The sequence below is a fragment of the Delftia sp. WSY_7 genome (genome assembly GCF_043104845.1).
Taxonomy (GTDB): domain Bacteria; phylum Pseudomonadota; class Gammaproteobacteria; order Burkholderiales; family Burkholderiaceae_C; genus Comamonas; species Comamonas tsuruhatensis.
Genome location: NZ_JBICLB010000034.1, coordinates 967,079 through 986,289 on the forward strand (window position 1 = coordinate 967,079; position 19,211 = coordinate 986,289).

Annotated in this window: 20 protein-coding genes; 14 read left to right on the forward strand and 6 right to left on the reverse strand. The window is 67.4% G+C overall.

Annotation, left to right across the window (positions count from 1 at the left end; genetic code table 11):
* Position 1: 1 nt before the first annotated feature.
* Entirely contained in the window at positions 2 to 1,885 is a 1,884-nt protein-coding gene (gene kefC, locus ACF8ME_RS19130) for a glutathione-regulated potassium-efflux system protein KefC (RefSeq protein WP_392417831.1), read from the reverse strand.
* Between the two features lie 298 nt (positions 1,886 to 2,183).
* Between kefC and ACF8ME_RS19135 the strand changes: the two genes are divergently transcribed.
* Both ACF8ME_RS19135 and ACF8ME_RS19140 read left to right on the forward strand, forming a co-directional pair.
* Positions 2,184 to 2,813 carry a LysE family transporter gene (locus tag ACF8ME_RS19135; RefSeq protein ID WP_012203595.1) on the forward strand — a complete coding sequence of 210 codons (630 nt, stop codon included), beginning with the start codon at positions 2,184 to 2,186 and terminating at the stop codon, positions 2,811 to 2,813.
* A gap of 341 nt (positions 2,814 to 3,154) precedes the next feature.
* On the forward strand, positions 3,155 to 3,619 hold the full coding sequence (locus ACF8ME_RS19140; protein ID WP_017406698.1) for a MaoC family dehydratase: 465 nt from the start codon (positions 3,155 to 3,157) through the stop codon (positions 3,617 to 3,619).
* 153 nt (positions 3,620 to 3,772) lie between these two features.
* Here ACF8ME_RS19140 and ACF8ME_RS19145 read toward each other — a convergent pair whose 3' ends face one another.
* The 3 genes from ACF8ME_RS19145 to ACF8ME_RS19155 form a co-directional block, all read right to left on the reverse strand.
* On the reverse strand, positions 3,773 to 4,078 hold the full coding sequence (locus tag ACF8ME_RS19145; RefSeq protein ID WP_016453737.1) for a DUF4148 domain-containing protein: 306 nt from the start codon (positions 4,076 to 4,078) through the stop codon (positions 3,773 to 3,775).
* 183 nt (positions 4,079 to 4,261) lie between these two features.
* The gene (gene trmL / locus ACF8ME_RS19150; RefSeq protein ID WP_016450136.1) at positions 4,262 to 4,759 is read right to left on the reverse strand and encodes a tRNA (uridine(34)/cytosine(34)/5-carboxymethylaminomethyluridine(34)-2'-O)-methyltransferase TrmL; all 498 of its coding nucleotides are present in this window, start codon (positions 4,757 to 4,759) and stop codon (positions 4,262 to 4,264) included.
* Positions 4,760 to 4,810: 51 nt separating this feature from the next.
* Positions 4,811 to 5,554, reverse strand: a complete 744-nt coding sequence (locus tag ACF8ME_RS19155) for a phosphoribosyltransferase family protein (protein ID WP_392417833.1) — start codon at positions 5,552 to 5,554, stop codon at positions 4,811 to 4,813.
* A gap of 89 nt (positions 5,555 to 5,643) precedes the next feature.
* On the opposite strand from ACF8ME_RS19155, the gene ACF8ME_RS19160 reads away from it, so the two are divergent.
* The 7 genes from ACF8ME_RS19160 (at position 5,644) to ACF8ME_RS19190 (ending at position 12,127) form a co-directional block, all read left to right on the forward strand.
* Positions 5,644 to 6,546 carry a class I SAM-dependent methyltransferase gene (locus ACF8ME_RS19160; RefSeq protein WP_392417835.1) on the forward strand — a complete coding sequence of 301 codons (903 nt, stop codon included), beginning with the start codon at positions 5,644 to 5,646 and terminating at the stop codon, positions 6,544 to 6,546.
* 670 nt (positions 6,547 to 7,216) lie between these two features.
* Positions 7,217 to 8,398, forward strand: coding sequence for a cytochrome c oxidase subunit II (gene coxB / locus ACF8ME_RS19165; RefSeq protein WP_016450139.1), 1,182 nt, complete (start codon positions 7,217 to 7,219; stop codon positions 8,396 to 8,398).
* 35 nt (positions 8,399 to 8,433) lie between these two features.
* Entirely contained in the window at positions 8,434 to 10,104 is a 1,671-nt protein-coding gene (gene ctaD / locus ACF8ME_RS19170; protein ID WP_016450140.1) for a cytochrome c oxidase subunit I, read from the forward strand.
* Positions 10,105 to 10,209: 105 nt separating this feature from the next.
* On the forward strand, positions 10,210 to 10,317 hold the full coding sequence (locus tag ACF8ME_RS19175; protein WP_016450141.1) for a cytochrome oxidase small assembly protein: 108 nt from the start codon (positions 10,210 to 10,212) through the stop codon (positions 10,315 to 10,317).
* A 28-nt stretch (positions 10,318 to 10,345) separates the two neighbouring features.
* Positions 10,346 to 10,966, forward strand: coding sequence for a cytochrome c oxidase assembly protein (locus ACF8ME_RS19180; RefSeq protein ID WP_016453742.1), 621 nt, complete (start codon positions 10,346 to 10,348; stop codon positions 10,964 to 10,966).
* Positions 10,963 to 11,175, forward strand: a complete 213-nt coding sequence (locus ACF8ME_RS19185; RefSeq protein ID WP_016450143.1) for a DUF2970 domain-containing protein — start codon at positions 10,963 to 10,965, stop codon at positions 11,173 to 11,175. Before ACF8ME_RS19180 ends, ACF8ME_RS19185 begins: the two co-directional genes overlap by 4 nt.
* A gap of 70 nt (positions 11,176 to 11,245) precedes the next feature.
* Complete coding sequence (locus ACF8ME_RS19190; protein WP_016450144.1) at positions 11,246 to 12,127, forward strand: cytochrome c oxidase subunit 3; 882 nt, start codon at positions 11,246 to 11,248, stop codon at positions 12,125 to 12,127.
* 70 nt (positions 12,128 to 12,197) lie between these two features.
* Here ACF8ME_RS19190 and ACF8ME_RS19195 read toward each other — a convergent pair whose 3' ends face one another.
* On the reverse strand, positions 12,198 to 12,440 hold the full coding sequence (locus tag ACF8ME_RS19195; protein ID WP_016450145.1) for a twin transmembrane helix small protein: 243 nt from the start codon (positions 12,438 to 12,440) through the stop codon (positions 12,198 to 12,200).
* A gap of 29 nt (positions 12,441 to 12,469) precedes the next feature.
* Between ACF8ME_RS19195 and ACF8ME_RS19200 the strand changes: the two genes are divergently transcribed.
* The 5 genes from ACF8ME_RS19200 to ACF8ME_RS19220 all read left to right on the forward strand — a co-directional run bounded on the left by ACF8ME_RS19200 (position 12,470) and on the right by ACF8ME_RS19220 (position 18,360).
* Positions 12,470 to 13,243, forward strand: a complete 774-nt coding sequence (locus tag ACF8ME_RS19200) for an SURF1 family protein (RefSeq protein ID WP_016453743.1) — start codon at positions 12,470 to 12,472, stop codon at positions 13,241 to 13,243.
* Positions 13,230 to 13,919 carry a hypothetical protein gene (locus ACF8ME_RS19205; RefSeq protein WP_016450147.1) on the forward strand — a complete coding sequence of 230 codons (690 nt, stop codon included), beginning with the start codon at positions 13,230 to 13,232 and terminating at the stop codon, positions 13,917 to 13,919. Before ACF8ME_RS19200 ends, ACF8ME_RS19205 begins: the two co-directional genes overlap by 14 nt.
* A gap of 208 nt (positions 13,920 to 14,127) precedes the next feature.
* Positions 14,128 to 14,742 (forward strand): SCO family protein, encoded by a 615-nt coding sequence (locus tag ACF8ME_RS19210; protein WP_016453745.1) that lies wholly within the window; start codon positions 14,128 to 14,130, stop codon positions 14,740 to 14,742.
* Between the two features lie 160 nt (positions 14,743 to 14,902).
* On the forward strand, positions 14,903 to 16,498 hold the full coding sequence (locus tag ACF8ME_RS19215; protein ID WP_392417837.1) for a methyl-accepting chemotaxis protein: 1,596 nt from the start codon (positions 14,903 to 14,905) through the stop codon (positions 16,496 to 16,498).
* Positions 16,495 to 18,360, forward strand: coding sequence for a bifunctional diguanylate cyclase/phosphodiesterase (locus tag ACF8ME_RS19220; RefSeq protein WP_047219390.1), 1,866 nt, complete (start codon positions 16,495 to 16,497; stop codon positions 18,358 to 18,360). Before ACF8ME_RS19215 ends, ACF8ME_RS19220 begins: the two co-directional genes overlap by 4 nt.
* Before the next feature lie 125 nt (positions 18,361 to 18,485).
* Here the strand turns inward: ACF8ME_RS19220 and ACF8ME_RS19225 are convergent, their stop codons facing one another.
* Entirely contained in the window at positions 18,486 to 19,151 is a 666-nt protein-coding gene (locus ACF8ME_RS19225; protein WP_016450151.1) for a Crp/Fnr family transcriptional regulator, read from the reverse strand.
* Positions 19,152 to 19,211 lie beyond the last annotated feature (60 nt).

Here is a 19,211-nt window from a genome sequence, read left to right on the forward strand (position 1 = left end):
TTCAGGGGGTGGGCGGGGGCGGGGTTTCCTGCGGCGCCTGGTCCTTCTCCTGCTGCGCCTGGGCCTCCTGCCGCTCCTTGGCCATCTGCTCGACCAGCTGCTGGCGGCCCTGCTTGGCCACGGCGATGAGCTGGGCCTGGTCCTTGTGGTGGGGGTACATGCGCTCGATCAGCTGCAGGTTGTGCTCCCGAAAGCGCGCGGTGGTGCGCCGGGCCTCGGCAGGGCTGTGGCCAGCGAGCTCCAGCACGGTGCGTGCCGAGACCAGGCTGGACTCGAAGACTTCGCGCTCGACATGGTGCACGCCCAGGTCGCGCAACTGGTACCAGTGGGCCATGTCGCGCGCGCGGGCCACGATCTCCAGGTGCGGAAAGCGCTTGCGCACGCGGGCGGCGATCTTCAGCGATTGCTCGGAAGAGTCCACGGCAATGACCAGCACCCGCGCCTTGTCCGCGCCGGCAATGCGCAGCAGGTCCATGCGCGTGGCATCGCCGAAGAACACGCGGTAGCCGAAGGTGTGTGCCACTTCCAGCATCTCCACGCTGTGGTCGAGGATGGTGGCCGGCACGCCCTGGGTCAGCAGCACGCGCGCCACGATCTGGCCGTAGCGGCCAAAGCCCGCAATGATGATCTGCGCGTCCTGCGGCTCCGAGATTTCATGGGCCCTGGCAGCCTGGCCCGCGCCGTCGACCTGGCAATCCTTCATGTCGGCAAAGCGCTTGAGCAGCAGCTTGTCCATCAGCACCAGCACCAGCGGGCCGATCAGCATGGACAGGGCCACGGCGGCCACCAGCATGGACGAGATGCTGTGGTGGAACACCTTGTACTGCGCCGCCGTCTGGAACACCACGAAGGCGAACTCGCCGCCCTGGGCCAGCAGCAGGGTGAACACCGGGCGCTCGCGCCAGGGCAGCTTCAGCACGCGGGCCAGGGTGTAGAGCACGGCGCCCTTTAGCGCCAGAAAGCCCAGCACCATGGCCGCCATGGCCCAGGGCGCGCGCAGCAGCACGCCGAAGTCGATGCTCATGCCCACGGCCATGAAGAACAGGCCCAGCAGCAGGCCCTTGAAGGGCTCGATGTTGGTCTCCAGCTCGCTGCGGTACTCGCTGTCGGCCAGCAGCACGCCGGCCAGGAAGGCTCCCAGCGCCATGGACAGGCCCACCTGCACCATCAGCATGGCAATGCCCACCACCAGCAGCAGCGAGGTGGCCGTGAAGATCTCGGGCGTGCGGCTGCGGGCGATCCAGCGCAGCAGGGGGCGCAGCAGCAGGCGGCCGCCCACCACCACGGCGGCGATGGTGCCCACGGTCTTGAGCACCTGCAGCCACAGGTGGCTGTCGGTGTGCGTGGCATTGGCGGCCTTGACCGCGCCCAGGATGGGGATCAGCGCCAGGATGGGAATGGCGGCCACGTCCTGGAACAGCAGGATGGAAAAGCCGGCCTGGCCGCTGGGCGTGCGCATGAGGTTGCGCTCGGCCATGACCTGCAGGCAGATGGCCGTGGACGACAGGGCCAGGCCCATGCCCGCGATCAGGCTCACGCGCCAGGAAAAGCCGAAGGCCCAGGCCGCCAGGAACAGCACGCCCGTGCAGGCCAGCATCTGCGCGAGCCCCCATCCCAGGATGGGCCGGCGCAGCTCCCACAGGCGGCTGGGCTGCAGCTCCAGCCCGATCACGAACAGCATCAGCACCACGCCGAACTCGGCAAAGTGAAGAATGTCATCCACATTGCTGACAAGCGACAGTCCCCAGGGGCCCATGGCAATGCCGGCACCCAGGTAGCCAATGATGGCGCCCAGGCCCAGGGCACGCGCTATGGGCACGGCCAGCACGGCGGCGGTGAGATAGAGAAAGCCGTAGGTCAGCCAGATGGGGGCGCTGTGTTCCATGGAAGCTCGGGATCTTGGAGTTGGTGTTTACCCTGGGATGATTGATTGTGTCACTCTCACAGCCGGGTCAGCTTTCTGACAGGGTTGAAAATGCCCCCCCACGCTCCCTTTGCTGCGCAAGGTCCGCTGCCCCTGGCCGGGCGCCCCCCGAGGGGGCCGTTTTCATCTTGGGGCGGCCCGGCGATGAAAAATGCCACCGAATGCTTCACCGCCCCATCCGGCTTTGCCGCGGCAGTGCGCCACATCGGCTGCACAGTTTTAAGATGCCGGCCTGCTCCGTATTTTTAAGGTGTTTGGCATGGATTGGCACACTTGGATCGCCTACTTTGTGGCCTGCTGGATCATTGCGGTCTCCCCGGGCTCGGGCGCCGTGCTGTCCATGAGCCATGGCCTGTCGTATGGCGTGCGCAAGAGCAGCGCCACCATCTTCGGGCTGCAGCTGGGGCTGCTGACCATCTTGCTGATCGCCGGCGCGGGCGTGGGCTCGCTGCTGCTGGCCTCCGAATGGGCGTTCAACGCCGTGAAGATCGTCGGCGCGTGCTACCTGATCTACCTGGGCATCAGCCAATGGCGCTCGGGTGCCGCACCCCTGGCCACCCAGGAATCCATGCCCGAGCTCAGCGTGCGCCGCCGCGTGCTCACGGGCTTCCTGACCAACGCCACCAACCCCAAGGGCATCATCTTCATGGTGGCCGTGCTGCCCCAGTTCATGACCACCAGCCGCCCGCTGTGGCTGCAGTTGCTGATCCTGGCCGCCACCATGCTGGCCGTGGACACCATGGTCATGCACGGCTATGCGGCCAGCGCCAGCGCGCTGCGCGGCTTCATGCGCAGCGCGCGTGCCGTGCGCAGCCAGAACCGGGTCTTCGGCGCGCTGCTGATGGCCGTGGGCACGGGGCTGTTCTTCGTGCAGCGCGCCTCGCGCTGAGCCCCTCCCTGGGCTAACCCAAGGGTCTGTTGACGTTAATTTGCGGTCGCGAAGCAGCCTGCCAGCGTGCCAATCAAGGCGCGCGACGCCGTGCGTGTGCCTACACGCACAAGGAGTGCAACGCCGAGTGGCGCGCTGGCAGGCTGCTTCCCTTCGGGTTGCGCGGTTGCGGGGCCGTCTGCCGCGTTGCTCACACTCGCAAGGCATGGGCCTTGCTGCGCATGAGCGCCTTGCATACAACCCCGCAACCGCGCAACGCGATCCACAAATTAACGTCAACAGACCCTAGCTGTCGCGCGCCCGACATGGAGCGCGCGGCACCGGCACCTACCATTTGGGGCATGAAAACCTTCCATTCCTATTCCGAAGTGCGTGCCTGCGTGGGGCAGGAAGTCGCCGTCAGCGACTGGATCACCATCACGCAGCAGCAGGTGCAGCTGTTCGCCGATGCCACGGGCGACCAGCAATGGATCCATGTGGACCCCGAGCGCGCGTCCAAGGGCCCCTTCGGCGCGCCGATCGCGCATGGCTTTCTGACGCTGTCGCTGATTCCCCAGTTTTTCCAGAGCTGCTTTCACATCGAAGGCGCGCAAATGGGCGTGAACTACGGCCTCAACCGCGTGCGCTTCACCTCGCCCGTGCCCGTGGGCAGCCGCCTGCGCGCGCGCCTGACGCTGCAGGCCGCCGAGCCCATCGAGCCCGGCGGCCTGCAGATGACCTGGCTGGTGACCGTGGAGCGCGAAGGCGCCGACAAGCCCGCCTGCGTGGCCGAGTCCGTGGCCCGCAACTACGGTGCCAAGGCCTGAATGAAAACTGACCCCCACGCTACCCTTGCTGCGCAAGGCCCGCTGCCCCCCAAGGGGGCGCTTTTCATGTTGGGGCTGCCCGGCGATGAAAAAAGCCCGCAGGCGGCACCTGCGGGCTGGCTGCGTGGTGGCAGCGGTTGCGGGGTCTGGGGCTCAGGCGCCGAAGTTCAGCTGGCCCGAACGCTCGGCAGCGGCGGCCTCGCGGCGCACTTCCTCGCGGCTCACGCCAGCAGTGGCGGTGTTCTGGATGGGCAGGTAGCCTTCGGCGACGGAGGGCATGGTGCCATTGGCCTGGGCGGCCTTCAGGTCGGCCATGACCTGGGCACGTGTCAGCGTGCTTTGGGTCTTCACTTCGGGCGGGTAGCTGCTGTTGTCGGCGTAGTCGAAGCCGGCGGCCTGGGCGGCGAAGGCGGAAACGGTGAGGGCGGCCAGGACGGCAAAACGGCGGGTGTTCTTCATGATTCAAGTCCTTTGTTTTGTTTCTGGGACAGGGCGTTCCTTGCGGAAATCGCTTGGTAACGTAGAGCCCATGACTCAAATGTAGGACGGTGTGGAATCGGGATAAACCCTTGGATTGGCAATGCGCTTTTTCAGCGGTTGAAACAATCGGCGGGGAACTTTCCGCCGACCCGGGCCGGTCGCTCAGGCCGCGCCGGGCGCGCCCTCGGCCAGTGCGGCGCCGGCAAACTGCTGCTGGCGCCAGGCTTCAAACACCGTCACGGCCACGGCGTTGGACAGGTTCAGGCTGCGCTGCTGCGGCAGCATGGGCAGGCGCAGGCGCTGCTGCGGCGGGAACTGCTCGCGCACCTCGGCGGGCAGGCCCTTGCTTTCGGAGCCGAACACCAGCCAGTCGCCGGGCTGGAAGCCGATGGCGTGGGCGGGGCTGCTGCTGTGCGTGGTCATGGCGAACATGCGCTGGCGGTCCGGCCGGCAGTCCTGCAGGAAGGCCTGCCAGTCGGCATGGCGGCGCACGGGCGCGTACTCGTGGTAGTCGAGGCCGGCGCGGCGCATCAGGCGGTCTTCCATGGAAAAGCCCAGCGGCTCGATCAGGTGCAGGCTGCAGCCTGTGTTGGCGGCCAGACGGATCACATTGCCGGTATTGGGCGGGATCTCCGGCGCGACGAGAACGATATGGAACATGGCCCGTATTGTCTCGCGGTGGCAGATGCCCCGGGCCCCGGTCCCCTGCGGTCAGGGCGTGCGCGCCAGCACCAGGGCGCTGACCTCGGCCGCGCCTGCGCGGCGCAGGCAGGTGGCCAGCGCATGCAGGCTGGCGCCCGTGGTCATCACATCGTCGATCAACAGGATCTTGCGGCCGCACACGTGGGCCAGCTGCGCAGGTGGCACGGCAAAGACCGTGCGCAGCTGGCGCAGGCGCAGGGCGCGCGGCAGGTCATGCTGGGCCTGTGCCGTGTGGGCGCGCTGCACGGCCTGGTGCCGCAGCTTGCCCCGGGTGGATGCGCTGCAGAGCGCGCGGGCCAGCACCAGGGTCTGGTGAAAGCCGCGCTCTCGCAGGCGCTGCGGCGACAGCGGCATGGGCAGCAGCAGGTCGCATTGCTGCAGTTGCTCGCGCGCCTGAGGCAACTCCAGCAGCAGATCGGCCAGGCTGCGTGCCAGGCCGGTGTCTCCCAGGAACTTGAAGTCGCCGATCACCGTGTGCCACGGGTAGGCATAGTCCAGCGCGGCCAAGCAGTGCGTCAGCGGCGGCGGCTTGACCAGGCAGGCGCCGCAGGTGCGGGGACCATCGGCGCCGGTGCGGGCCGGCAGCGGCATGGCGCAGCGCCCGCATCGCGCCATGGGTCTGGCCCAGCGTGCGCGGCAGTCCTGGCACAGGCGCCGCGCAGGCCAGCGGTGGCAGACGGCGCATTGGCTGGGCAGCAGGCCGGGCAGGCCGGCATGCCAGCGCGAAAGCCATGACGCAGGCAGGTTGGGCATGGAGTCAATATACTCGCGCCGCGTCCGCCACCCCTTTGCTCCGGGGCCGGGCGCCTGTCTTTTGAGGAGCACGGATTCCCCGCCTAGCCATGTCCCACGAATTGCCTCCCACCATCGATCCGGCCGCCGCATTGCGCTGGCAGCAGGGCGCGCCTGCGGCCTCGCCGTGGCTGCATGAGGAGGTGGCGCGCCGCATGCAGGAGCGGCTGGACTGGATCGTCAAGCCGCCCCAGCGCTGGTGCCACTGGCAGCCCGTGCGCGGCGGCCTGCAGGCCCATGCGCTGCTGCGCCAGCGCTATGCGCAGTCCGAATGCCTGGTCTATGAAGCCTCGCCGCTGCATGAGGCCGCCGCCCGCGAGCAGCTGGGCGCGCGCTGGTGGCAGCCCGCGCGTTGGACCGGGGGCGCCACGCGCTTCGGCGAGCCCGAGCCCGCCGGCGTGGACATGCTGTGGGCCAACATGGCCCTGCACCAGCAGGCCGACCCGCAGGCGCTGATCGCGCGCTGGCACCAGGCGCTGTCCGTGGACGGCTATGTGATGTTCTCCTGCCTGGGGCCCGATACGCTGCGCGAACTGCATGCCCTCTACGCCCAGCTCGGCTGGCCGCCCGCCGGGCAGGCCTTCACCGACATGCACGACTGGGGCGACATGCTGGTGCACGCAGGCTTCAGCGAGCCGGTGATGGACATGGAGCACATCACGCTGACCTTTGCCACGCCCGAGCGGCTGCTGCAGGAGCTGCGCGAGCTGGGCCGCAACTTCCATCCGCAACGCTTTGCCGCGCTGCGCGGCCGCCGCTGGCAGCTGCGCCTGCACGACGCCTTGCGCGAACGGCTGGCCGGCCCCGACGGGCAGCTGGCGCTGACCTTCGAGATCGTCTACGGCCATGCCTACAAGCCGCAGCCGCGCGTGCGCCTGGAGTCCAGCAGCGCCGTGTCGCTGGAGGACATGCGCAGGATGCTGCGCCAGCCGCGCAACACGGGTTTGCGATAGCCTGAATGTCGCTTTCCGGTCATTGATCGAAAACAAAAACGTCTACACTTTTCCCGAGCTGACAGAGACAACAGCTTTTCCCTGGGCTCGCTCTCCCGGGCCGGGAAAAGACCAGCGGTCCGCAGGCCGAAAGGGGAGACGATTTGGTGTTTCGCTTTGCCACGGGAACGAGAACGGGCCGGCGCATTCAAGAGTGGCCCGCCCGCAAGTTTGATCATCACCGGCTGCAGCAGTGCCTGCTCCTCTGGGAGCGGGCACTGGTCTTTCTGTCACTGTGTTCCCTGCTGCCCGCACTGCTGGGCCGCATGCGCTGCCTTCTTCCATCCGCTCCCGGCCCGCACGGCACACACGGCACACATGCCCTGAAGGGCCGGCGCGCGCGCATCCTCCCATCCACTTTGCTGCTGTCCCCCGAGTTCATGCGCCTGCAGGCGCAGGCGGGGATGGCGGCCCGCCCCCATCCTGGTCCCACGTCCGAGCTGCCGTTGATGCCGGCTGGCACGCTATTGGTGATTGCGCGCAGGCACATCTGCGGCGCTTTCATGCATGCTCGGACAGTTGAGGCCGGGAGTTGCCCTTTGGGCAGGCGTTGAACGGTCTGGCTGCGCGGCCCCCACGCCGGCGCAGCGGAGCGAGTGGATAACCCGAGGCTTAGATGTAAGTGAAAACTATGAAAAGCATTTCCACCAGGCTGGTTCTCTGGGGCTTGATGAGTGTGGCAGGGGCAGGCTCCCTTGCACATGCGGCGACAGATCTGCCAGGCGGCCCGGCCGTCAATCAGCTCAACCTTCATCCGGCGGTCACGCGCATCGCGCATGAGCAGCATTACCTGCACTGGATGATGCTGATCATCTGCACGGTGATCTTCATCGGCGTGTTCGCCGTGATGTTCTATTCGATCTGGAAGCACCGCAAATCGCGCGGCGCCAAGGCCGCGAACTTCCACGAATCGGCCACGGTCGAGGTGGTCTGGACCGTCGTGCCCTTCATCATCGTCGTGCTCATGGCGCTGCCGGCCACCAAGGTGCTGGTGGCGCAGAAGGACACCACCAACGCCGATGTCACGATCAAGGCCACGGGCTACCAGTGGAAATGGGGCTACGACTACATCAACGGCGAAGGCGAGGGCCTGAGCTTCATCTCCACGCTGGACAGCAGCCACCGCGTGCTGTCCGACAGCGGCGATGTGTCCAAGGCACCCAACGACTACCTGCTCAAGGTGGACAACCCGCTGGTCGTGCCCGTGGACCGCAAGGTGCGCATCATCACCACGGCCAACGACGTGATCCACTCCTTCATGGTGCCGTCCTTCGGCATCAAGCAGGATGCGATTCCGGGCTTCGTGCGCGACACCTGGTTCCGCGCCGAGAAGACCGGCGACTACTACGGCCAGTGCGCCGAGCTGTGCGGCAAGGAGCATGCCTACATGCCCATCCACGTGAAGGTGCTGTCCAATGACGGCTACAAGGCCTGGGTGGACGAGCAAAAGAAGATCGCCGCCGCCAAGAAGGACGACCCCAGCAAGGTCTGGTCCCTGCAAGACCTGATCGCACGCGGCGAGAAGGTCTATGCGGCCAACTGCGCGGCCTGCCACCAGGCCAACGGCAAGGGCGCCGGTCCTATCAAGGCGCTGGACGGCAGCCCCGTGGTCCTGGGTCCCACGGCCGAGATGATGCATGTGGTGCTGGAAGGCCGTGCCAACGGCGCCATGCCCGCCTGGAAGCAGCTGAGCGATACCGAGCTGGCCGCCGTGGTCACCTTTGCCAAGAACCACTGGTCCAACAAGACCGGCCAGCTGGTGCAGCCGGCCGAGTTCGTGGCCGCCCGCACCGGCAAGTTCCCTGCGCAGTGAGCACGCAAGACAGATGAGCGATTGGAGATAACAGCATGAGCGCCGTACTTCCCCCCATCCACAGCCCTGCGGGCGAGGGCCACGAACATGCGCATGAGCACGAGCATGGACACGGGCATGACGACCATCACCACCACGCCACGCCCACGGGCTGGCGGCGCTGGATGTTCGCCACCAACCACAAGGACATCGGCACGCTGTACCTGCTGTTCTCGTTCACCATGCTGATGGTGGGCGGGGTGCTGGCGCTGCTGATCCGCGCCGAGCTGTTCCAGCCCGGGCTGCAGATCGTCAACCCCGAGCTGTTCAACCAGCTGACCACCATGCACGGCCTGATCATGGTGTTCGGCGCCATCATGCCGGCCTTCGTGGGCTTTGCGAACTGGATGCTGCCGCTGCAGATCGGCGCCTCCGACATGGCCTTCGCGCGCATGAACAACTTCAGCTTCTGGCTGCTGATCCCGGCCGGCCTGATGCTGGTGGGCTCGTTCTTCATGCCCGGCGGCGCACCTGCCGCAGGCTGGACGCTGTATGCGCCGCTGACGCTGCAGATGGGGCCGTCCATGGACACCTCCATCCTGGCCATGCACATCATGGGCGCCAGCTCCATCATGGGCGCCATCAACATCATCGTCACCGTGCTCAACATGCGCGCGCCCGGCATGACGCTGATGAAGATGCCCATGTTCGCCTGGACCTGGCTGATCACGGCCTACCTGCTGATCGCCGTCATGCCCGTGCTGGCCGGCGCCATCACCATGACGCTGACGGACCGCCATTTCGGCACCAGCTTCTTCAACCCCGCAGGCGGCGGCGATCCGGTGATGTACCAGCACATCTTCTGGTTCTTCGGCCACCCCGAGGTCTACATCATGATCCTGCCGGCCTTCGGCATCATCAGCCAGATCGTGCCGGCCTTCAGCCGCAAGAAGCTGTTCGGCTATGCGTCCATGGTGTATGCGACCTCGTCCATCGCCATCCTGTCCTTCATCGTGTGGGCGCACCACATGTTCACGACCGGCATGCCCGTCACGGGCCAGCTGTTCTTCATGTACGCCACCATGCTGATCTCGGTGCCCACGGCCGTGAAGATCTTCAACTGGGTGGCCACCATGTGGCGTGGCTCCATGACCTTCGAGACGCCCATGCTGTTCTCGGTGGGCTTCATCTTCGTGTTCACCATGGGCGGCTTCACGGGCCTGATCCTGTCGATGGCGCCCATCGACATCCAGCTGCAGGACACCTACTACGTGGTGGCCCACTTCCACTACGTGCTGGTGGCCGGATCGCTGTTCTCCATGTTCGCGGCCTACTACTACTGGGCGCCCAAGTGGACGGGCGTGATGTATTCGGAGACGCGCGGCCAGATCCACTTCTGGGGCTCGCTGATCTTCTTCAACATCACCTTCTTCCCCATGCACTTCCTGGGCCTGGCGGGCATGCCGCGCCGCTATGCCGACTACCCCATGCAGTTCGCCGACTTCAACATGGTGGCCTCGCTGGGCGCGCTGGGCTTTGGCCTGATGCAGGTGTATTTCTTCCTCTTCGTCGTCGTGCCCGCCATGCGCGGCAAGGGCGAGAAGGCGCCGCAAAAGCCCTGGGAGGCTGCCGAAGGCCTGGAGTGGGAAGTGCCCTCGCCGGCGCCGTTCCATACCTTCGAGACGCCGCCCAAGCTGGATGCGACGGCGACCCGCGTCATAGGCTGAAATGAACCACCGCCTGGGTCGCTTCGCGCCTTCCCCCTTCCTTGGTGTCCCTGGGGTGGGGCGCGACAGTCTCAGAGATTGCCAGTAGTCATGGAGATCAGAAAAATGGATGCACAGCAACGAAAAGCCAACGTGCGGCTGGCGCTGATCCTGGTATCGGTGGCGCTGGTCTTTCTGGCCGGCTTCGTGATCAAGATCACCGTGCTCCATTGAGCGCTTGAAGGCAACAGGAGGGCAATCCGTGAGCGTGCGCAGTGAAAACGCGAAGATGGTGGGCAAGCTGGCCGTGGTGGCGCTGGGCATGTTTGCCTTCGGCTACGTGCTGATTCCCATCTACAAGCACATCTGCGAGCTCACGGGCATCAACATCCTGTCGCTGTCCGAGCGGCAGGTGCCGGGCAACGGCACGGCCGGGCGCGATGTGAAGCTGCCGGCCAACTCGCAGGTGGACAAGAGCCGCACCATCACCGTGGAGTTCGACGCCAATGCGCGCGGGCCCTGGGACTTCAAGCCGGCGCAGCGCTCCATGCAGGTCCATCCGGGCGAGCTGGCCACGGTCATGTACGAATTCCAGAATGTGCAGAACCGCCGCATGGCGGCCCAGGCGATACCGAGCTATGCGCCACGCCAGGCGGCTGCGCATTTCAACAAGCTCGAGTGCTTCTGCTTTTCGCAGTACACGCTGGAGCCAGGGGAAAAGCGCGAGTGGCCGGTGGCCTTCGTGATCGATCCGCGCATCTCCAAGGACGTGACCACGATCACGCTGTCCTATACCTTCTTCGAGGTGGGCGGCAGGACGCCGGCCGCGCCCACGGGCGATGCGCCGGTGGCCGCAGGGCCGAAGCAGGAGCCGGCCTCATGAATGCGCCGCAACCTGGGGACAAGCGCCGCCCGCCCAGCGTGTGGCGCACGGTGCGCGCCGTGGCCTGGTCCCTGTTCGGCGTGCGCAGGGCAAGCGAGTACCAGCAGGACGGGGAGCGCATCACGCCGCTGCATGTGATTGCAGTGGGGCTGGCGGCCATCTTCCTGCTGGTGCTGGGATTGATCGCGCTGGTCAAGCTCGTGGTCTGAGCGGCGCGGCCATCGGGGACAGAGAGTGATCGACGGGAAACACAGAACCAAGAATGTCAGGAGCTGAGCAATGAGTGCAACCACCCACGGCAAAACGCCTTACTACTACGTGCCGGCAGAGTCCAGCCATCCAGTCATGGCGGCGGCGGGGCTGTTCTTCGTGATCCTGGGCGCGGGCAACTGGATCAACGGCCATGAATGGGGCATGTACAGCCTGGGCCTGGGCCTGGTCTGGTGGCTGGCCGTGCTCTTTTTCTGGTTCCGGGAGGCCGCGCATGAAAGCGAGTCCGGCAAGTACGGTCGCAAGATCGACCTGTCCTTCCGCTGGAGCATGAGCTGGTTCATCTTCTCCGAGGTGATGTTCTTCGGCGCCTTCTTCACCGCCCTGTGGTGGGCGCGCTCGCACTCGGTGCCCGCGCTGGGCAGCCTGGACAACGCCTTGCTGTGGCCCGACTTCAAGGCCGTCTGGCCCAGCATGGCAGCCGGCGCCACGGCCTCGCCGGCCAACAGTGTCGAGCCCTTCCAGACCGTGGGCCCGTTCTGGCTGCCCACCATCAACACGGCGCTGCTGCTGACTTCGGGCGTGACGCTGACCATTGCCCACCATGCGCTGCAGGCCGGCCACCGCGCCCGCACCATCGCCTTCATGTGGATGACGGTGATCCTGGGCTTCGTCTTCCTGTGCGTGCAGGGCTACGAGTACTACCACCTGTACACGGATCTGAACCTCAAGCTGTCCTCGGGCGTGTTCGGCTCGACCTTCTTCCTGCTCACGGGATTCCACGGCTTCCACGTCTTCGTGGGCATGCTGATGCTGTTCTTCATCACCATGCGCCTGCATGCCGGGCACTTCACGGCCGAGCGGCATTTCGGCTTCGAGGGCGCGGCATGGTACTGGCACTTCGTGGACGTGGTGTGGCTGTTCCTCTACGTGCTGGTCTACTGGATGTAGTCTGTATCCGGCCCCATGCAAAAAGAAGCGCCAGGGCGCTTCTTTTTGTTTGTGGGGGCAGGGGGCTTGTCTATTGCCCGGCGGTCCAGCCGGTGGGATGGATGTAGCCCAGCTTGGCCGCCAGCAGCACGCACAGGAACAGCGCGATGGACAGGCCCACGCGCAGCGCCAGTGCACGGAACATGGCGCGGCTGCGGCGCCTGTCGTCGCCCGCTCCCTGCTGGTCTTCGGGATTGCGGCGCATCATGAAGAACAGGGCGCTGCCCAGACTGGCGACAATGGCCAGCAGGGCGAGAACGATCACGAATTTCATGGGTGGATTATCCGGTGCGTGTTTCCAGAATGCCAGAGCGCTGGCGGTTTGTACTGATCACCTTGGCCGCGCTGATCGGCGTGGCCGTCACGCTGTCCCTGGGCCGCTGGCAGCTGCAGCGCGCGGCCTACAAGCAGGAACTGTTCGACGCCGTGCAGCGCCAGCAGGGCCTGCCGCCGTGGAGCAACGCCCAGCTGGCAGCCGTGCAGCCCGGTGCGGTGCCGAACCCCGAAGCCGCGCCCTGGCTGCACCGTCCCGTGCAATTGCAGGGCCACTGGATTGCGGGGCAGACGCTGTACCTGGACAACCGCCAGATGCAGGGCCAGCCGGGCTTCTTCGTGCTCACGCCGCTGCGGCTGGCTGCGCCGCATGAGGACGTGGTGATTGCCGTGCAGCGCGGCTGGGTGCCGCGCAACTTCCTGGACCGCACGGCCCTGCCCGAGGTGCAGACGCCCGAAGGGCTGGTGACCGTCCAGGGGCGCATGGAGGCCGCGCCGTCCCGGCTCTACGAATTCGGCCGTGCAGGGGCAGACCCTGATGGGCAAAAGTCGCGCATCCGACAGAATGTGGACATTGCCGAATGGGCCGTGGCCTCCGGGCTGCCGCTGCGCGAATGGAGCCTGCTGCAGACCGGCGAAGCCAGCGAAGGCCTGCGGCGCGACTGGCCCGTTGTGACGGCCGGTGTCGAGAAACACCATGGCTATGCGTTCCAATGGTTTGGACTTGCGGCCCTGATCACGCTTTTGTATGTCTGGTTCCAAATCGTCCGACGCTTTGTCCGCCCGCGCCATGCCCGCTCCTGAGACTCCCCTGGAGATGACTGTCCATGGCCTGCCACCCTTGCAGCCGAGCCTTGCCGGCGCGCAACGCACGCGCAGCGGCCGCTGGAAGATGCTGGCCGTGTTCGCGGTCTGCGCCGCGCCCGTGGTGGCCTCCTATTTCACCTACTACGTGCTGCGGCCTGGCCAGCAGCGCAGCTTTGGCGAGCTGATCGCGGACCAGCCGGCCCTGCCTCCGGCCACGGCCACCACGCTGGACGGCGCCCCTGTACCGCTGCAGTCGCTCAAGGGCCAATGGCTGCTGCTGAGCGTGGCGGGCGGGGCCTGCGGCAGCGCCTGCGAAAGCCATCTCTATCTGCAGCGCCAGCTGCGCGAAACCCTGGGCCGCGAAAAGGACCGGCTGGACCGGGTCTGGCTCATCTCCGACGACGCTCCCGTGCCCGCCCACCTGCGCCCCGCGCTGGCCCAGGCCACGGTGCTGCGCGTGCCCGAGGCCGTGCTGCGCGGCTGGCTGCAGCCCGCGCCCGGCCATGCGCTGCAGGACCACCTGTACGTGGTGGACCCGCAGGGCCACTGGATGATGCGCATGCCCGCCGGGCTGGGCATGGCCGACGCCGGCAAGGCCAAGCGCGACTTGGACCGGCTGCTGCGAGCATCGGCCTCGTGGGACACGGCGGGACGCCCCGGCGACGGCGACTGAGGCCTGCGCCAAGGAACCGAGCCGGCAGCCAGGCCGTCTCATGGAGGCAGGCAGGCCCCGCAGCGCCGGGGTCTTGCGGTTATGGGTTATGGTTTGCGGCTGTGCGAAAGCGCCTTCAGCAGACGCTTTCGCCTTTTCCCTTTCCAGCCCGGGCGGCGCGCAGGCTTTGCGGCCACGCAGCCTGCGGCAACTACCTTGTTGAGGAAGCATGAACAAACGGACAGCGCTGCGCTTTCTGGGCGTGACCGCCATGGCATGGGGCGCCCTGGCGCTGAGCGGATGCTCGCGCGAGGCCAAGACCAGTTTCCAGGGCGTCGATGTCACGGGCGCCGAATACGCCAAGGACATTCCCCTGCGCGATGTGGACGGCAAGCAGCGCAGCATCAAGGACTTTGCGGGCAAGGTCGTCGTGGTCTTCTTCGGCTACACGCAATGCCCCGACGTATGCCCCACCACCCTGCAGGAGCTGGTCGAGGTCAAGCAGCAGCTGGGCGCCGATGGCGACAGGCTGCAGGGCGTCTTCGTCACCCTGGACCCCGAGCGCGACACGCCCGAGGTGCTCAAGGCCTACCTGGGCAACTTCGACCCCGGCTTCGTCGGCCTGCACGGCACGCCCGAGGAGACGGCGGCCGTGGCCAAGGATTTCAAGCTCTTCTACAAGAAGGTGCCCGGCAAGACCGAAGGCACCTACACGCTGGACCATTCGGCCGGCAGCTATGTCTACGACACGGCCGGCCGCCTGCGCGTGTATGAGCGATACGGCGGCGGCCCGCAGGTGCTGGGCGCCGACGTCAAGGCCCTGCTGCAGGAAAAGCGTTCCTGATCCTGCGCGCGCCGCAGCCAGTGTGACCGCCGTCACATTGGCTGCGTTTAGGCGCGATGCGGCACACCATCCCTGATGTGCATCGCCGCAGGACTGCTTAGAGTGGGCCCCGCCTGGAGCGTCATGCCGACGCCCCGCCCATCTCCAAGAGACCTGATCCATGCGGCGAAACGTGTACGTCACCCAGCGTGAGTACCCTTTGAACGAAGGAGAGACGCTTCTTTCCGTCACCGACCTGAAGGGGCGCATCGTCTATGCCAACGATGCCTTCATCCGCGTCAGCGGCTTCGAGGCCGCCGAGCTCTACGGCAAGGCCCACAGCATCGTGCGCCATCCGGACATGCCGGCCGCCGCCTTCGCCGACATGTGGACCACCATCCAGCGAGGGCTGCCCTGGAGCGCCCTGGTCAAGAACCGGCGCAAGAACGGCGACCACTACTGGGTGCGCGCCAACGCCAGTCCCATACGCCATGCGGGCACCGTGGTCGGCTACCTGTCCGTGCGCACCCGGCCGCAGCCGTGCGAGGTGCAGCAGCATGCGGCGCTCTATGAACAGATCAATGCCGGTGTGCGCTCGCTGGGCCTGCACCGGGGCTTCCCAGTGGGGCGTGGCGCCGCGGGCGCGCTGCAGCGCTGGTGGCGCTTCAGGCCGCTGGCCTGGCGGGCGCAGGCCATGGTGGCGGGACTGTGGCTGCTGGGATCGGCCGGGCTGTGGTTGCCGTCGCTGCAGGCCTGGGCCTCGGCTTTGCCCCTGTCCCTGACGCTGGCCGAGATCTGGCCCGCCTGGCTGATCTGGAGCCTGGCTTGCGTGGCGGCCGGGCAGTGGCTGCGCACCAGGCTGCTCATGCCCCTGGCTGCCCTGCGCGGACAGGCCCAGGCCGTGGCCAGCGGGCAGCAGACGGGGGAACTGTTCACGCAGCGCACGGACGAGATCGGCGCCATCGGCGGCGCCGTGCGGCAGACCGGACTCAACCTGGTCTCCCTGGTGGACGACATCCAGGGCAAGAGCGACCAGGTGCGCCGCTGCGCGCTGGCCGTGCAGCAGGGCAGCACCGAACTGAGCGACCGCACCGAGGCTGCCGCCGCCAGCCTGGAGCAATCGGCCCAGGCCATGCAGGCCCTGGCCTGCGCCATAGAGCGCAGCAGCGCCCAGGCCGGCGAGGCCGCCCGCCGCGCGCGGCATGGCGTGGACATGGCCGGGCAGAGCAGCCGCATGGTCGCGCAACTGGACCAGGGCATGCGCGGCGTGGCCCGGACCAGCGACCAGGTCGGGGAGATCAGCTCGCTCATCGACGGCATTGCCTTTCAGACCAATCTGCTGGCGCTCAACGCCGCCGTGGAGGCCGCGCGCGCCGGCGAGCACGGCAAGGGCTTTGCCGTGGTGGCCGACGAGGTGCGCGGCCTGTCCCAGCGCAGCGCCCAAGCTGCGCGCCAGATCAAGGCATTGATCGAGGCATCGCAGCAGCAGGTGGCGCAAAGCTGCGCCATGGCGCGCGAAATGGGCGAGGCCATGCTCGCCGTGCAGGCCGACATGCGCGAGCAGCTGCTGCTGGCCGAAGGCATGCAGGCCGCCAGCCAGGCCCAGGCCGGTGGCGTGCAACAGGTGCAGGCCGCCGTGCAGCAGCTCGAACAGATGACCCAGCACAACGCCACGCTGGCGCGCGACACCATCGGGCACGCGCAGCAGCTGGCCGGGCAGGCTCAGGCGCTGGAGGCTGCGGCATCGGTCTTCCACGGCAAGGGGCCGTCCGCATGATGGCGTCGGCCTGGAGCGCGCAAGCCGGCCATCTGATCGGGCCGTGCGAGGCGCTGGATGAGGAGCTCAAGCGCGTGGCCATGGAGGCCGCGCCCGACGGCATCGTGCTCGTGGATCGCAAGGGCCACATCCTGCTGGCCAATCCCGCCATGCAGGCCATGAGCGGCTATGGCGCCTCCGAGCTGCTGGGCCGTCCGCTGCAGATGCTGCTGCCGCCCGAGGCGCATGCGGCCCATGGGCCGCAGCTGCAGTCCTACTTCGCCCAGCCCGCGCGCCGGCCCATGGGGCAGGGGCGGGACCTGTGGCTGCTGCGCAAGGACGGCAAGCGCCTGTCCGTGGACATCGCCCTGGGCCATTCCCCGCACGGCGGGGGCGTGGCCGTGGCCTTTGTGCGCGACCTGTCGCAGCTGCGCCAGATGGAGGCCTGCATGCACTACCACGCCACGCACGACACGCTCACCGGCCTGCTCAACCGCTGGCAGTTCGGGTTGCAGCTGGAGCAGGCGATCTCGCAGGCGCAGGCGCAAGTGGGTTCGGGCTCGGGCTCGGGCACCGGGCCCGCGTCCTTTGCGCTGCTGCTGCTCGACCTCGACAACTTCAAGGCCATCAACGACGGCTATGGCCACGACGTGGGCGACCAGGTGCTCAAGGAAGTGGCGCGCCGCCTGCAGGCCGCGCTGGGCACTTCGGCCACGCTGGCGCGCATGGGCGGTGACGAGTTCACCGCCGTGCTGCATCCCTGCAACGGGCCGGACCTGCGCCGGCGCGTCGACGCGCTGCTGGGCGAGCTGTGCCGGCCCTGCGCCATCGGCCACTACGCGCTGAACTTCGGCGCCAGCGTGGGCGTGGCCTTCTACCCGCAGGACGCGGGCGATGCGGCCACCCTCATGCGCTATGCCGACATGGCCATGTACGACGCCAAGCAGCGCGGCCGTGCCTCCTACGCCTGCTATGCAAGCGCCATGGGCGAGGCCATGGCCGAGAAAGTGCTGCTGCACGAACGCCTCAAGCGCGCCCTGGACCGGGGTCTGCTGAGCCTGCATTTCCAGCCCCAGGTGCAGGTGCTGGGCGGCCAGGTCCAGGGCGTGGAGGCCCTGCTGCGCTGGAACGACGAGCAGATGGGCTGGGTCTCGCCGGAGCGCTTCGTGCCCGTGGCCGAGTCCACGGGCCTGATCCTCGCGCTGGGCGAATGGGTGATCGATGCGGCCTGCCGCCAGGCCGGCGACTGGCTGCGCGCAGGCATGCCGCTGCGCGTGGCGGTCAACCTCTCGGCCCAGCAACTGCGCCAGGCCGACCTGCAGCAGCGCCTCATGGGCAGCCTGGCCCGGCATGGCGTGCCGCCGCACCTGCTGGAGCTGGAAGTCACCGAGTCCGCCGCCATGACCGACCCGCAGCAGGCGCGCGAACTGCTGGGCAGCCTGCTTGCCGCAGGTGTCTGCGTGGTGCTGGACGATTTCGGCACCGGCTACTCCTCGCTGGCCCACCTGCGCGATCTGCCCGTCTCGCGCGTGAAGATAGACCGCACCTTCATCGGCCCCATGCTCGACAGCCCGGCCGACGCCAAGATCGTCAAGGCCGTGATCGCGCTGGCCCGCACCCTGGGCCTGCAGGTGGTGGCCGAAGGCGTGGAAACCGCCGAGCAGCTGCGCCTGCTGCGCATCCTGGACTGCGACGCCTACCAGGGCTGGCTCTTCGCCCGCGCCATGCCGGCGGAGCAGATTCCCGCGCTGATTCACAAGCCCGTGGCGACCTTGCTGGCGCAGCAGGAGGAAGAGGCGCTTGAGCATCAAACTGCGGACTGTTGCGATGGGAAGGGAGCGATGGTGAGCAGGGACGGCGGTTCTGCCAAACCTGGCGCTTGATGTTGCAACAGGTCGGCAAGCCTACCGGTCCGCCCGATCAACCGCCACGCCTCTCGCACCCCACCTCCTTCACCCCACCTCCTTCACCCCACCTCCTTCACCCCACCTCCTTCACCCCACCTCCTTCACCCCACCTCCCTCACCCCACCCCCACTGATCCTCGACAACACCGCAGGCTGCAGCACGCAGTGCCATCGATCCGGCCGCTCCAGTGCGCCGAGCTGCACCAGGCGCACAAGGCTGCGTGCGATGGTTTCGCGCGTGGTGGCCAGCAGGGCGGCCAGTGCGCCCTGGCTGGGCAGGCGCACGAGCAGGCTTGACTGCAGCGCGGCCAGTTGCATCAGGGTGGCGGCCAGCTGGCGCAGCACGCCGGGGATGCGGACGATGTGGGCCCATTCCGCCAGCAGGGCGTTGTTGCAGGTGTAGCTGGTGGCCAGCGCGCGCACGAAGGCGGCATCGACCAGGCCGCGGCGCGTGATGGTGGCGATGTCCACGCAGCAGATGCGCCCCGGGCCCAGGGCCTCGAAGTGCATGGCCGAGGGCTGCTGCAGCCAGCCCGGGCTGCCCAGCGCGTGGCCGTTGCCGAACAGTGCCACGGGCCGCTGCACGCCGTCGCCGCCACGGCGGATAGCCAGGACGAAACCGAGCTTGATCACCTGGAATTCATGGGCAACGCAGCCTTGCGCCTGGAGCTTCTGGCCCTTGGCCAGGCCGCGTTCGCGGATGTGCGGCAGCCATTGCAGGAAGGCGGGTTCGGGCAGTTGCCCCAGCAGGCAGTGCGACGAACGCATGCATTCGCTGCAGCGTACGGCTGAAGGCGCAAAGGACGACGATGGCATGGCACGGACGGT